This window comes from Paraburkholderia sp. Ac-20342 (assembly GCF_017104985.1).
Taxonomy (GTDB): domain Bacteria; phylum Pseudomonadota; class Gammaproteobacteria; order Burkholderiales; family Burkholderiaceae; genus Paraburkholderia.
The window spans coordinates 68702-82802 of the sequence record NZ_JAAGPQ010000008.1 but is presented as its reverse complement, the minus strand read 5'-3'; the positions used below and the strand labels follow the sequence as shown (position 1 = coordinate 82802).

Sequence of the window (14101 nt, the reverse complement as noted above, 5' to 3'; positions counted from 1 at the left end):
CTCCTCGATGTCACTTCACCAGCTTATAGCGCGCATCATTATTTTCGAAATGGATTTTACGTATTCGAATATTCATGTACGATATGAAGCCATTGCGGTTGGAGACCTTGTCATGAATCTTCGCTCCATCGACCTGAATCTTCTGGTCATCTTCGATGCGTTGATGCGAGAACGGCATGTGACGCGGGCGGCCCTGCGAATTCCGATGAGCCAGCCAGCGATGAGCAATGCGTTGTCGCGATTGCGGCATCTCTTCAAGGACGACCTGTTTATCCGGTCCGGCGGCACCATGGAACCAACTCCTCGCGCGATCGAGCTGGGTGAATCCGTTAGGCAAATCCTCCGACAAACTGAGAGACTGATGTCTAGCGACGTGGGTTTCGATCCGTCGACCGCCAATCGAGAGTTCACCGCCCGGATGTCTGACCTGGTCGGCTGCCTTGTACTTCCGCAGATTCTGGCGACACTCTCCGAAACTGCGCCCGGCGTGACATTGGACATACTCCACATGTCCCCGGAGCGGACGATCAAGGCGTTGGAGGCTGACGAACTCGATTTTGGGTTGAGCATGCAGCTGCAGCACGCATCGAACATACGCAGTGAAAAGCTGTTCATGGATCAGATGGTCTGCGTTATGCGCGCTGACCACCCGCTTACTAAAGGGAAACTGACGCTTGAGAGGTTCCTCGATGCTGACCACCTTCGAGTGGCAATGAGCCCGACGGACATCCGTTTCGTGGATAACGTGCTGGCAGATCTAGGGTATGCCCGCAAGGTCGTAGCCAAGGTGCCGCACTGGCTTTTGATTCCGCCGATCCTGCGCGAGAGCCAGCTGATCGCGGTTATCTCTGGAAAGCTGGCTGCACGCTTCACAGCCGAGCCCCTCGCCGTTCGCGCGCTACCGTTCACTTCCGAACCGTTTTCCTGGGATATTTACTGGCATCGTCGCAACGACAACAGCGTGACGCACAAGTGGATGCGGGACCTGGTCGCCAGCGCATGCGCGGGGCTGTAAGCGGTGTTAGTGGCGATCATTTTTCACGTGAATAGTTCGATATAACCTATCCATTTCAAAAATAAAACCTGCAGACATATCGTTGATACCTGCAGGCCTCCAGACACGAGACTACGTGTCCAAGCCGGCTATCCGTCGGCAATCCTGTCGGCGCGAACAGGATAGGAGGAGACATGATGAGCAACGAGCTAGCTGCGGCGCGTCCGCATGCGATCAATGCCGAAGAAAGGAAGGTGATTTTCGCTGCTTCGCTCGGAGCAGTTTTTGAGTGGTATGACTTTTTTCTCTACGGGTCGCTCGCGGCACTGATTGCGGCTCAGTTCTTCAGCAGTCTCAATCCAACCACGGCATTCGTTTTCGCGCTCCTGACCTTCGCGGCGGGCTTCATCGTTCGTCCGATCGGAGCGCTCGTATTTGGCCGTTTGGGCGATCTGGTAGGGCGCAAGTACACCTTCCTGCTGACGATCCTCATCATGGGGTTTTCGACGGTCCTGGTTGGCTTGTTGCCTGGCTATGCGACCCTTGGCGTGGCGGCGCCCGTTGTCCTCGTAGCCTTGCGCATGCTCCAAGGCCTCGCTCTCGGCGGTGAGTACGGCGCCGCGGCAACCTATGTCGCAGAACATGCACCGAACGACAAGCGGGGCGGCTGGACGTCCTGGATCCAGACGACCTCTACGGTCGGCCTGCTGTTGTCGATCGTCGTCATCCTCATTGTGCGGACCTTGACCGGGAAATCGTTCGAGGTTTGGGGTTGGCGAATTCCATTTCTCTTTTCGGCGGTGTTGCTCGGGATTTCGGTCTACGTGCGAATGTCGATGCACGAGTCTCCGGCATTTCAGAAGATCAAGGCTGAAGGAAAGATTTCACGCGCTCCGTTATCCGAAGCATTCGGTCAATGGCGGAACCTGAAGCTCGTGCTTCAAGCGCTGTTTGGTCTTCTGGCTGGCCAGGCTGTGGTTTGGTTCACAGCGCTCTTCTACGCGATGTTCTTCCTGACCCAGACGTTGAAGGTCGACGCGAGTACGACGAATCTGCTAGTGGGGCTGGCGCTTCTGATCAGCACGCCGCTATATGTCTTCTTTGGGCGGTTGTCTGATCGAATCGGACGGAAGCCGATCATCCTGGGCGGTTCCCTTCTCGCGTCGATTTTCATCATTCCCATCTTCCATGGGCTTACGTATTTCGCGAACCCGGTGCTTGCGACGGCACAGGAATCGTCGCCGGTCGTGATCGTAACCGATCCCAAGGACTGCTCTTTCCAGTTCAATCCCACAGGAACAGCGACCTTCAACAGTGGCTGTGATCTTGCGCGCCGCGTGTTGTCGTCTAACTCTGCGAGCTATGCGACCGTAGACGCGCCAGCAGGGTCCACCGCTCACGTGAAGATCGGAACGACCGAGTTAGTCGCTCCATCGCTTAAGGGAATGCCGCCTGCACAAGCCAAGGCGTTGGAAAAGGAGTTTCAAGCCACCACGAGTAAGGCGTTAAGAGCGGCGGGCTATCCGCAAAAGGCCGACCCGGAGATGGTGAATCAGCCGATGATCCTGCTGCTACTCGTCGCGCTAATGACGTTCGGCGCCATGACGTTGGGACCCATTGCGGCCATTCTGGTCGAGATGTTTCCGACCCGCATCCGGTACTCAGCCATGTCGTTGCCTTATCACATCGGAAACGGCTATTTCGGTGGACTTCTGCCGACCATCTGCTTCGCGCTGGTCGCTCAGACCGGGAACATCTACTTCGGGTTGTGGTATCCGGTGACAGTTGCTGCCGCTTCGTTTGTGATCGGTCTGCTCTTCGTCCGCGAGCCTCGGCCAGACAGCATCTATAGCGACGACTAGCCGATACAACATTGACTGAATGAATATCGAAATACCTTCAATCCATTTGAAAAATGATTGAGTGGTACTTAAAGTGAAACTGCGTGGTGACAAACAGAACACCGCGACACATCCAACCAAGGAGATAGTGATGAGCAACGTGGAACAACTCAAGAGCGAGATCAAGGTCGTCATGTTCGACCAGTACGGTACCGTGGTCGACATGCAAAAGGGCCTCACGGAATTCGCCACGCCCTTCCTGAAAGAGAAGGGCTGGACGGGTAACCCGAATTCGTTCGTTACCTGGTGGCGTCGGACGCACTTCGAAAACTCGATGATTGACGCCCTGCTGCATAAAGAACACACGCCGTACCGTGAGATCGGTTTCCGCGCGGTCGCCTACACGCTGGATCGCGCTGGTATCGAGCACACCGACGACGAAGTTCGCTATCTCGTCTCCTGCATCGAGCGTCTGAAGCCGTTCCCGGACGTGCCCGAAGCTCTGGCTCGTCTGCAGACGAAGTACAAGATCGTGGTCCTGTCGAACGGTGATCCGGACATGCTCGAAACCGCCAAGGACTATCACAAGATCCCGTTCGACCGCGTCATCTCGGTCAAGGAAGCAGAGTCGTTCAAGCCGCACGTCGCGACCTACACGAAGGCCGCCGAGATCATGGGCGTGAAGATGAACGAAGTCCTGTTCGTCGCGAACCACGCCTTCGATTGTCTCGGTGCGAAGGCCGCGGGCATGCGTTCGGCCTTCATCGACCGCCGCAAGCGCCCGTTCGGCGGCACGCCCCACCAGCCGGATCTGTGGGTCGACGACATGGCGTCGCTCGCGGACGTGATCGTATAAGGGAAGGGAACAACGATGCTTCGCTCTACTGATCGCGCCATCCCGCGGCTGAACGCAGTCGGGACGCCGGCACCTCTCTACCTCAACTTTGTTGAGGCATTGGCGAAAAGTGGCTTCGAGGGCGAAGTATCGACTTCCGAGGGAGATCGGACCGTTTTTTCGACCGATAACTCGATCTTCCAGGTCACGCCGCAGTGCGTGACCTTTCCCAGACACCACGACGATGTTGTCAGGCTATTGGCACTGGCGGGAACTTCGGCCTGGAAAGAAGTCAAGGTGACTGCACGAGGGGGCGGCACCGGCACCAACGGACAGTCGCTGACGGACGGTCTTGTGGTCGATTTTTCGCGGCATATGAATCAGATTCTCGAGATCGATCCCGCCCAGCGGATCGCCCGCGTGCAATCCGGTGTGGTCAAAGATCAGCTCAACGCAGCCTTGCGCTTTCACGGGCTTTTCTTCGCACCGGAACTATCAACGTCCAACCGCGCCACGATCGGTGGGATGGTGAACACCGATGCCAGCGGCCAAGGGTCGGTAGTCTACGGAAAGACGCGAGACCACGTGCTGGAGTTGCGTACGGCCTTGCTGGGCGGCGAATCGCTGCGGTCGCGACCGGTCGACAGCCAGGAACTTGCGACGATGACAAAGCTGCCGGGCAAGATCGGCGCGGTGTATCGTCTGCTGCAGAATCTTGAACACAACAACCGTGCGCTCATCAAGGAACATTTCCCGCCGCTTACCCGAAGTCTCACTGGCTACGACCTGGCCCATCTGAGGCGGACCGACGGCCGCTTCGACATGAATTCGGTGTTGTGTGGCGCCGAAGGCACGTTGGGCCTTGTGACCGAGGCGACGCTCAATGTCTTGCCGATACCGAAGCACGCGGCCATCATTGCAATCCAGTACCGTAGCTTCGACGCAGCATTGCGTGACGCTCGGGCGCTGATGGCGCTGAAACCGACCTCCATCGAGACTGTCGACAGCATGGTGCTTCAGCTCGCTCGGACTGACCGCGTATGGCCAGCCGTAAGGGAGTACATTCCCGACACCGGAAGTACGCTTGCGCAGGGCATCAACCTTGTTGAATACGTAGGCGATGATCTCGACGCATTGAACGCGACGCTGGCGGAGGTCGATCAGCTTTTGGGGGAACAGGAAAAAAGCATAACCGGCCGGCTGATACATGTAATCGCTCGCGGCGAGGAAGCGGTGAGCAATCTGTGGGAAATGCGCAAGCGCGCCGTTGGCCTGCTTGGCAAGCTTCCTGGGAAGGGGCGGCCGGTACCGTTCGTCGAGGATACTGCGGTTCCGCCCGAGAACCTGGCGGACTATATCGCTGACTTCCGTGCGGTGCTCGATAGCCACCAACTTCGATATGGCATGTTTGGCCACGTCGATGCTGGCGTCCTGCATGTCCGCCCGGCGCTCGATATGATCGAGCCGCAAGACAATCTGATCATGCGAGAGGTATCGGACCAGGTAGCGCGACTCACTGCACAGTATGGGGGGGTGCTGTGGGGAGAGCACGGCAAGGGATTCCGGTCGCAATACGCTCCCAGCTTCTTTGGTCCCGTCTATGGTCTCTTACAGGAGATCAAGGCAGCATTCGATCCGTATGATCAGCTCAATCCTGGCAAGATCGCTTCGCCAGCCACGCATGGACTAGCGCAAATCGCCGACATTCCTACAAGAGGCGTTGCTGATCGGAGAGTACCAATAGCCGTCCGTGAAGACTACCCCGGCGTGATGTCCTGTAATGGGAACGGTGCCTGCTATAACTTCGACTTGGACGATCCGATGTGTCCGTCCTGGAAGTCAACCCGGGAACGGAGACACTCTCCTAAGGGTAGGGCGTCACTCATGCGCGAATGGTTGGCGAGGCTGTCGGTCGCCGGCGTCGACGAGCACGCGCTGTTGGCGAATCCGGCGCCTCGCGATGGCTTGTTCCGGCGGTTGAAGAATTCTGTCGCGCGAAAAGCCGGGCAATATGATTTCTCGAACGAAGTGATGGATGCCATGCAAGGCTGTCTTGCCTGTAAGGCATGCGCAACACAATGTCCGGTCAGTGTGGACGTGCCGAGTTTTCGTGCGCGTTTCATGGCGCTCTATTACGGTCGCTACCTTCGGCCGATGAGAGATCACGTTGTGGGAGGTCTCGAATCGCTGCTGCCTTGGGCGGCAAAGATGCCTAAGGTCTATGGTGTGCTTTCGCAAAACCTCGCTGCAAAGTGGCTGCAATCTAGGATCGGTCTCGTCGATGTGCCCGAGCTTGCGCCGATACACCTCGATAAGGAACTTTCCCGCCAAGGTTTCACGCCAGCGAGTGTGGACACGCTCGCTAATCTGACGCCGCTGGAGAGGCGCAAACACGTCCTTGTTGTACAGGATGTTTTCACGCGCTACTTCGACACGGAGGTCATGCTAGACGTATTCAGGCTTCTGCGGTTTCTTGGCTTCGAGCCTCATGCTGTCCCGTTTCTTCCTAACGGAAAGGCGCTACAAGTGCATGGTTTCCTCGAGCGCTTCGAACGCGTCGCTGCAAAGAATGCTCGACAGTTAGATCAGTTTGCAAAACTGGGAGTGTCCCTTGTCGGCATTGAACCGGCGACAACACTCACTTATCGTTCGGAGTATCGTTCAACCGGGAGCGGCATCGCTGAGGTGAACGTGCGACTGATCCAGGAGTGGTTGCTCGAGGCACTGGCCACATCGCCGACGAGACCGGAGAGGATGCCGAATCGCGATGTTGCATATCGGCTCCTCGCGCATTGCACCGAGCGGGCGAACGTGCCCTCTGCTGTGAAAAACTGGAAAGACCTGTTTTCCATGTTCGGCGCTTCAGTCGATCTCGTAAGTGTCGGGTGTTGCGGGATGGCCGGTACTTTCGGTCACGAGATCGAGCATCGGGACCAGTCGGAGCGCATTTACAGTCAGAGTTGGAAAAGTGTTGTCGAGGACGGGACCAGGCCTCCCGTTCTCAGTGACGGCTTCTCGTGCCGCTGTCAGGCGAAGAGATTCTCGAGCCAACGCCTGCGGCATCCTATACAGGCGCTACTTGCCGTGGCCACCGGGAACGAAAGTGCATTCACCGGCGCTCTCTTACCAGGTAAAGGAGTCTCACTCGCACTGGTAGCCGATTAGCCATCTCATGGATGGTTGCTCGCAGCGCTTTTCGCCAGCCAGCCCCATAGTTCGTCTGCTGCGGCGTTCTGGGTGTCACTCGACCTATACACGCAGATCTCCAGTTGCGTTGTCCACTGCTCGCCTCCCGCGAACGTCATGGACTTTTCCCGCATTTCTCGAGCGATGCTGTTCTCTGGTAACCAGCCAAGCCCGTTGCCGGCGACAACCATCGCCTTCACCGCCTCGGAAAGATGTGTCTCAAATACGCGTTGAAGGGCGCAGGGCCTCGATGCATTCAGAAGTAGCATCTCAACGACGTTTCCGAGAAACGTCCCGGGAGCGTATGCCATGAACGGCACCGGCTCGGCACTGTCACCCGGTAGCTGAAAGAGGGGACCGTCGTTCGGGCCCACGGCCGACACCGGAATGAACCTTTCTGACCCCAACGAAAGAAAGGGAAATCGATTGGGGTCCAGCACGATCGGTAGGTGAGGGTGGTGATATGCAAGAAAAAGGTCGGTCTCGCCTTCGACCATGGCGCGTACGCCGTCAGGAACGTTGACCGCCTGAACTTTGGCCTTCACATGACCCAGCTCCGCCCTGATCTGCCGTAACTGGTTGGGCACGAGTGTGAACAGAAGAGGGTGAACGACCGACATGCGGACGACTTCAACGCCGTCGGCGACCAATTCATGGCCGTGCGCCAACGTTCGCGCCGCGTAGATGCCGCGAAGGATCTCGGCTGCCTGTCCTCGAAACATGATGCCCGTCGATGTCAAACGTATGGGGCTCACACTCCGGTCAATGAGCTGGGCACCGAGCCATGCTTCAAGCGCAGCAATGCGTCTACTCAGTGCTGACTGGGTGAGGTGACGGTCGTGTGCCGCACGCGAAAAGCTCCGACTCTCTGCCAGGGATAGAAAGTCTTCCAACCACTTTGCTTCCATTCGATTCTCTGTCTATGCGGCCTGGCTTGCGCCATATGGCGTGGTCCAGGCGAGGTGCTGGCGGCCCTGTGTTGCACGTTTCGCGGGATGGTATTCCGAATGCGCATGACGCTCACGGTACAAGATTTTGAACACGTACGCTGACTGGAATCAAGTGGTTGTCCCGGAATTCGCCGGGCGTGCCGACTGCCATCGATGCCTCACGTCGAGGTGCGACGAGACGTGGGCACCCTGTGATTTTGTTTGAAACACCTGTTGGACAGCAGATATCGCGTCCCGCTTGCTACCTTAGTCAGGAACTGTATGAACCCCGAATACCAGCATTATAAGAACGCCGCATGGTTCGACGCCGCCAAGGCTGATCGCGCATTCCCCGCCGTCAACAACTTGGGCGAATGGCGCATTGCAGTCAAGGAGATCCATGGCTGGCCCGAGTATGAAGCCCAGCCGCTGCATTCGCTGGACAATCTGGCCTCACAGGTCGGTGTCAAGAAGATCTACTACAAGGATGAGAGCCAGCGCTTCGGCCGCGGAATGGGAAGCTTCAAGGCGCTCGGCGCGCCGTACGCGGTTTTCTGCATCCTCGCGGACGCAGTTGAAAAGGCGACCGGTCAGCGTCCGACTTCGGACGACCTTCGTAGCGGGAAATTTCGGTCTATCACGGAACGCGTGACCGTTACGGTTGCAACCGACGGGAACCAGGGGCGCGGGCTAGCGTACGCAGCAAAGCACTTCGGGTGTCGTTGCGTGGTCTACATCCATGAACACGTGAGTCCTGGTCGCAAGGAAGCAATGGAGGCGCTGGGCGCCATCGTCATCCGCATCCAGGGCGAGTATGAAGCCTCGGTCGGTCGCTCGCGGGGCGACGCGAAGAACAACGGGTGGCATTTCGTTTCCAGCACCTCATGGGACAACTACGCATCGGGCTCTCCGCGCGACGTGATGAATGCATACATGGTGCTCGTGGATGAAGCCCTGAATCAGTTGCCGGATCCGAAGGCCGTCACGCACATCTTCGTTCAAGGCGGTGTGGGCAGCATCGCCGCAGCGATTTTTCTCCGATTCCACCAGAGTCTGGGTGGCTCGAACCCGCGCATGATCATGGTCGAACCGAACGAGGCCGATTGCCTCTATCAGAGCGCCTTCAACAAGGCTCCGACGCCTTCTGCCGGCTCGTTGCACACGATCATGGCAGGCCTTGCTTGCCGTGAAGTTTCGCCGGCGGCGTGGGCAATACTGGACTGGATCTCCAGTGATTTCGTGACTATCCCCGACTCGTGGGCAGAACACGCGATGCGCGTGCTCGCTGCAGGCAATGGTGACACGCCCGTGGTTTGCGGAGAAACGGCTGCTGGCGGGACGGCGGTGGTCCTGAAGTCGAAAGAGATCCCGGCTCTGCGAGAGTCACTAGGCCTCGATGAAAACAGTCAGGTCCTATTGTTTGGTCTGGAGGGCGCGACCGACCCGAGCATCTATGAGCGGATCGTGGGACGGCCCGCCTCCGAGATCTTCGAGAGCTCGGTTAACTGAGCGCAGACAAGAGTCGAGTCAATCCGACAGGTAAATCGCGGTTCTCGCAGATGAACAAGCCGGCGGTGAGACTTCCGTTCACCGTCGGCCATAGACGGCCCAACACGCCTCACTACAGCGACGCAAGTTCTGGAAGCACGCGTCGCGTTCCACAAAAGATACGGAGACTGCAGTGACCACCATTAAGCAGCGTCTGGCAGAGCTGGCAATCGAATTGCCGAATGTTCCCAAACCGGTAGGCAGTTACGCCTCTTACTACAAAGTCGATAATCTTCTCTTCGTGTCGGGCCAAGGCGCACGCAACGTAGACAGAACTTTGCGAAAGGGGCGCCTCGGAGCCGATTACACCGTGGAAGAAGGATACCGCGATGCGCGTACGATCGGTCTTCAGCTTCTCGCAACAGTGCAGACAGCGATCGGCGATCTCGAGCGGGTGCGCGGTGTTGCAAAAATTCTTGGAATGGTTCAGGCAACCCCCGAGTTCAGAGATCATCCGAAGGTGATCGACGGATGTTCGGAGCTCTTCCTGAGCGTCTTCGGCGAAATGGGGCGCCACGCGCGATCCGCGGTCGGGATGGCATCGTTGCCTGCAGGCCTCGCAGTCGAGATCGAAGCAATCTTCGAGATCGTTTAGCCAGCCGACCGGCTGCCCTTCAGAAAATCCAGTTCTGCCTGATTGCATCGCATCGGCTATTTGCCGATCGGCGAGATACGCCCCTGGATTTCTCACAGAGCATGACATGAGTAAGACCAAATCTCTTACGCGTTATATCGTCGCCGCGATGATTCTCGGCGTGATCACCGGTGGGATCTGTCACGAACAAATCACAGACCCTGCCGTGATGTCTTCACTCGCAGATTACTTTTCGATCGGAACTGAAGTTTTTCTGCGCCTGATCAAAATGATCATTGCCCCACTCGTTTTTGCGACATTGGTGCCCGGAATTGCTAGGATTGGCGACGCGTCTGCTGTCGGCCGAGTCGGTCTGAAGGCAATGGGGTGGTTCATTTCAGCATCACTCGTCTCCCTTGCCCTTGGCCTCGTCCTCGCCAACTGGCTCCAACCCGGTGCAAATACCGGGCTCCCGCTTCCAGAGACTTCGGCGCACGCTTCACTGGCAACGAACGCATTCTCGCTCAAAGACTTCATCACCCATCTAGTGCCGCGCTCTGCGGCGGAGTCGATGGCCCAGAATGAGATCTTGCAGGTCGTCGTCTTTTCCATCTTTTGCGGTACTGCACTCGCCGCACTCGGGGCGCGCGGGGTACTTCTCGTCGATGTAATTGAGCAGATCGGCGCCATGATGCTTAAGATCACGGAAGCTGTGATGCGATTTTCACCGATCGCAGTATTCACAGCGATCTCTTCAATAATCGCAACAAAGGGGATCGGGATCGTCCTCACGTTCGCCAAGCTAGTCGGCTTCTTTTACTTGGGTTTGGCGTCGTTGTGGCTCTTTCTGATTTTCGCGGGCTTCCTGTTTCTTGGTCGACGAGTGTTCTCGCTGATCCGAATGATTCGGGCTCCATTCCTGTTGTCACTCATGACGGCAAGTTCGGAAGCGTCGTTTCCGCAGATGCTTACGGCCCTTGACCGATTCGGCGTCGATCGTCGAATCTCAAGTTTCGTTCTCCCGTTGGGGTACTCGTTCAACCTCGACGGAACGATGGTCTATTGCACCTTCACCGTCCTATTCATTGCACAGGCTTACGGCATCGCTTTGCCGCTGGAAACGCAGATCACGATGCTTCTCGTTTTGATGGTGACATCGAAGGGCATAGCGGGTGTCCCACGCGCGTCATTGGTCGTGATCGCGGCAACGCTTTCCCACTTTCACCTTCCGGAAGCAGGCGTGCTGATGATTATGGCCGTAGATACCTTCATGGATATGGGACGCTCCGCGACCAACGCAGTGGGCAACTCGATCGCATGTGCGATTGTCGCGAAGTGGGAAGGGGCGCTCAATCGCGCACAGCCAGAGACGGAACGGATCGCAAACGAAGTTCAGGAGGTACATGCCATGGAGACGCCAGATCGAACGGTCACCGCCTCAAGCTGACATTCAGGAGGCGCGGTGGCGGCGGTCGAGCAGCAAACTGCCCAACCTCGCGTACATGCTTTGACCTGTTAGCACTATTGGGGCAGCCTACAGCGACGGCAGGGTGTCGTAAAACGAGCGAATCTGGATCGCGAGTTCATCTGGCGATTCCAGTGGGATCATGTGACCCGGTCCGTCGAGCAACTGCAGGCGACTGTCGCGAAGGTGTGTGTGCATCTCCTGCAGATCCTCGACCCGGACCATCCTGTCGTTGACAGAACCAACAATCAGCACGGGACAGTCGATGGAATCTAATGAGGGGATGAGATCGGGGCGCTCCATTGTGGCTCGCATCTGGGCCTGCAATACGCTGCCCCCCAGCGTTCGATCCATTTCTACGATCGTCGCGGCGATCTCCGGATTGCCAGTGCCGGCCGGCCCTAGGTATGCCGCTAACTGGGGCTTCGAAATTCCTGCGTACGGGTGCGTGGAGAGCTGCTCGAGCATGCGTTGACGCCGAACCTTTTCTTGCGTGTTGAGACCTCTGGCTGATGCGGCAACGACAACCAGCGACCTCACCTGATGCGGATTCGCCAGCGCATGCTCCAGCGCAAGATAGCCACCCATCGAGAAGGCGACGATGTGCGAGCTTGAAGGAATCTCACGCAGTAGCGTTTGTTTGGCTGACTCGCGATCTGTGACTTCAGAGAGCGACACGAATTTGGGATGGACGAGCGGTGCCAATTCGGGCAGCAACCGGCTCCAGAGCCTCTCGTCACACATGGTACCGGGCAGGAACACAACATTCATGGGGCAGCTCTATGGGTTGATGCGCTAGAAGATCGACCTCATTCTTGGTCGACGTTCTGTGCAAGAGGGTGGGTATTGAGTGCTGAGACAAACGCAGACACGATTCGGTTCTCTTCACTGGCACGTGTGACAGCGACGATCGTGGCGACTTCGGGAAGGCCCGCGAGTCTCACGAACGAAATATCACTTCGGCTTCCCTCGCAGGCCGAACGGCCAACGAGACAGAAGCCGAGACCAGACGCCACCATCCCGAGCGCGAGATTGATCTCGTCCGCGTGGTAGGCAGGCACCGGATTTCCGCCGGCCTTGCGCAGCAGGGCAAACGTATCTTCCGCGTAATGTGTCTGCGGGACCCGCGGATAGGAAATGAATGGGACGTCGTCGAGCTCACCGGGCTTCAACACTTTGCGACGCGCGAGCCGATGATCACACGGTAATGCAACAACGAAGGGGTCTTCGAAAAGAGGAGTGTATGTGAGGCCGTCGACACGATCAAAGGAGCCGACGAAACGGGATATGCCGAGTTGAATTCGTCCGGTAAGAAGCTCTGTAGGCTGCTGCTCGCTCGGCCTGTAAAGCAGTTCGATCTCCACCTCGGGTGAGGCTTCTCTAAACCTGCGAACCGCATTGGGAACGATCGAAAACATGGCCGAACGCGCGAAACCGATCGCAAGCCACCCCCTCTGTCCAGCCGCGATGGCCTGGGTCTCTTCGCAGAGCCGGGCGGCGTTTGTGAGGAGTTCCTTGGCACGTGGGTAGAAATGCCGCCCGAGCGCCGTGAGTTCCATTGGACGACGCGATCGATCAAAGAGTTCGCCGCCAAGCTCGCCCTCGAGTTGAGAGAGCTGCGCGCTTACGGCCGTAGCGGCTACATAGAGCCTGGCCGCCGCTTGAGCGGAGCTGCCGGACTCGACGATCTCACAAAAGTAACGAAGCTGCCGTAGGTTCATTTTTTATGGAGGTGTCTGCACTTTTCAATACCAATCATATATTTTTTTCTATCTAAGATCATCACTGTTCTTCCACCACACATTCGAGATTTGATGATGAGAACAAAAACGCTTCTGCTTTCCGCCATCGCTTTGCTTGCCAACTTGAGCGCATCGGCACAAACCTCCACAGGGACACTTGGCAAGGTCGCTGAGACCGGTGCGATCACGATTGGATACCGCGAGGCAGGTATTCCGTTGTCGTACACGGACGATCGGCAGCAACCGATTGGCTACGCCGTTGATCTGTGCCGTAAGGTTGCTGAGGCGGTGCAAAAGAAGTTGAACATGAAGTCTCTGGAGGTTCGCTATGCGAAGGTGAGCGGATCCACTCGCATTCCGCTGATCGTGAACGGGACTGTCGATCTCGAGTGCGGGACGACGACGAACAACCTCGAACGACAGAAGCAGGTGGCATTCTCCGTCACGACCTTCGTAGCGGCAAACCGGTTTGCGACGCGCAAGTCCGACAACATCACCACGCTGGCGGACCTCAAGGGCAAAACCGTTACGTCGAATGCGGGTTCGGACAATCTGCTTCAGGTGAACGAGTTGAACGAGTCGCAACATCTCGGAATGACGGTGCTGCCGGCGAAGGACTTCTCGGAAGGGTTCTTGATGCTGGAGACAGGTCGGGCGAGTGCCCTGATTCTTGACGATATTCTTCTGGCCGGTGCAATCGCAAATTCCAAGAATCCCCAGGAATACGTGATTTCGTCCGAGGCACTGTCATCGGAACCCTATGCGATCGTGATGCGCCGGGATGATCCGGCCTTCAAGAAGGTCGTGGATGATGCACTCAAAGATTTCTACGCCTCCGGCGGGGCTGAGCAACTCTACAAGAAGTGGTTCCAGGCGCCGATTCCCCCGCGAAACATCACACTGAATTTGCCACCCAGCAAGGCGCTTCAGCGCGTGTGGCATTCCCCGACGGACTCCGCTGATCCGGCAACTTACGTGATGAAGTGA

At 57.3% G+C, this 14101-nt stretch carries 11 protein-coding genes; 8 read left to right on the top strand and 3 right to left on the bottom strand.

What is annotated here, in order from left to right; all coding sequences use genetic code 11:
- The first annotated feature begins 112 nt into the window (after positions 1 to 112).
- The 4 genes from G3N58_RS04725 (at position 113) to G3N58_RS04710 (ending at position 6835) form a co-directional block, all read left to right on the top strand.
- Positions 113 to 1015 (top strand): LysR family transcriptional regulator, encoded by a 903-nt coding sequence (locus tag G3N58_RS04725; RefSeq protein ID WP_205998606.1) that lies wholly within the window; start codon positions 113 to 115, stop codon positions 1013 to 1015.
- Positions 1016 to 1191: 176 nt separating this feature from the next.
- Positions 1192 to 2856, top strand: coding sequence for an MFS transporter (locus G3N58_RS04720; RefSeq protein WP_205998638.1), 1665 nt, complete (start codon positions 1192 to 1194; stop codon positions 2854 to 2856).
- 130 nt (positions 2857 to 2986) lie between these two features.
- On the top strand, positions 2987 to 3691 hold the full coding sequence (locus tag G3N58_RS04715) for a haloacid dehalogenase type II (RefSeq protein ID WP_205998605.1): 705 nt from the start codon (positions 2987 to 2989) through the stop codon (positions 3689 to 3691).
- Positions 3692 to 3706: 15 nt separating this feature from the next.
- Entirely contained in the window at positions 3707 to 6835 is a 3129-nt protein-coding gene (locus G3N58_RS04710; protein ID WP_205998604.1) for an FAD-binding and (Fe-S)-binding domain-containing protein, read from the top strand.
- Between the two features lie 5 nt (positions 6836 to 6840).
- Here the strand turns inward: G3N58_RS04710 and G3N58_RS04705 are convergent, their stop codons facing one another.
- Positions 6841 to 7764, bottom strand: a complete 924-nt coding sequence (locus tag G3N58_RS04705) for a LysR family transcriptional regulator (RefSeq protein WP_205998603.1) — start codon at positions 7762 to 7764, stop codon at positions 6841 to 6843.
- Between the two features lie 303 nt (positions 7765 to 8067).
- Between G3N58_RS04705 and G3N58_RS04700 the strand changes: the two genes are divergently transcribed.
- The 3 genes from G3N58_RS04700 (at position 8068) to G3N58_RS04690 (ending at position 11354) form a co-directional block, all read left to right on the top strand.
- On the top strand, positions 8068 to 9294 hold the full coding sequence (locus tag G3N58_RS04700; RefSeq protein ID WP_205998602.1) for a diaminopropionate ammonia-lyase: 1227 nt from the start codon (positions 8068 to 8070) through the stop codon (positions 9292 to 9294).
- A gap of 172 nt (positions 9295 to 9466) precedes the next feature.
- Positions 9467 to 9928, top strand: a complete 462-nt coding sequence (locus G3N58_RS04695; RefSeq protein WP_205998601.1) for a RidA family protein — start codon at positions 9467 to 9469, stop codon at positions 9926 to 9928.
- Between the two features lie 106 nt (positions 9929 to 10034).
- Positions 10035 to 11354, top strand: coding sequence for a dicarboxylate/amino acid:cation symporter (locus G3N58_RS04690; RefSeq protein ID WP_205998600.1), 1320 nt, complete (start codon positions 10035 to 10037; stop codon positions 11352 to 11354).
- Positions 11355 to 11441: 87 nt separating this feature from the next.
- Here the strand turns inward: G3N58_RS04690 and G3N58_RS04685 are convergent, their stop codons facing one another.
- Both G3N58_RS04685 and G3N58_RS04680 read right to left on the bottom strand, forming a co-directional pair.
- Entirely contained in the window at positions 11442 to 12143 is a 702-nt protein-coding gene (locus G3N58_RS04685; protein ID WP_205998599.1) for an alpha/beta hydrolase, read from the bottom strand.
- A 38-nt stretch (positions 12144 to 12181) separates the two neighbouring features.
- Entirely contained in the window at positions 12182 to 13093 is a 912-nt protein-coding gene (locus G3N58_RS04680) for a LysR family transcriptional regulator (protein WP_205998598.1), read from the bottom strand.
- A gap of 93 nt (positions 13094 to 13186) precedes the next feature.
- On the opposite strand from G3N58_RS04680, the gene G3N58_RS04675 reads away from it, so the two are divergent.
- Positions 13187 to 14101, top strand: coding sequence for an amino acid ABC transporter substrate-binding protein (locus G3N58_RS04675; RefSeq protein ID WP_205998597.1), 915 nt, complete (start codon positions 13187 to 13189; stop codon positions 14099 to 14101).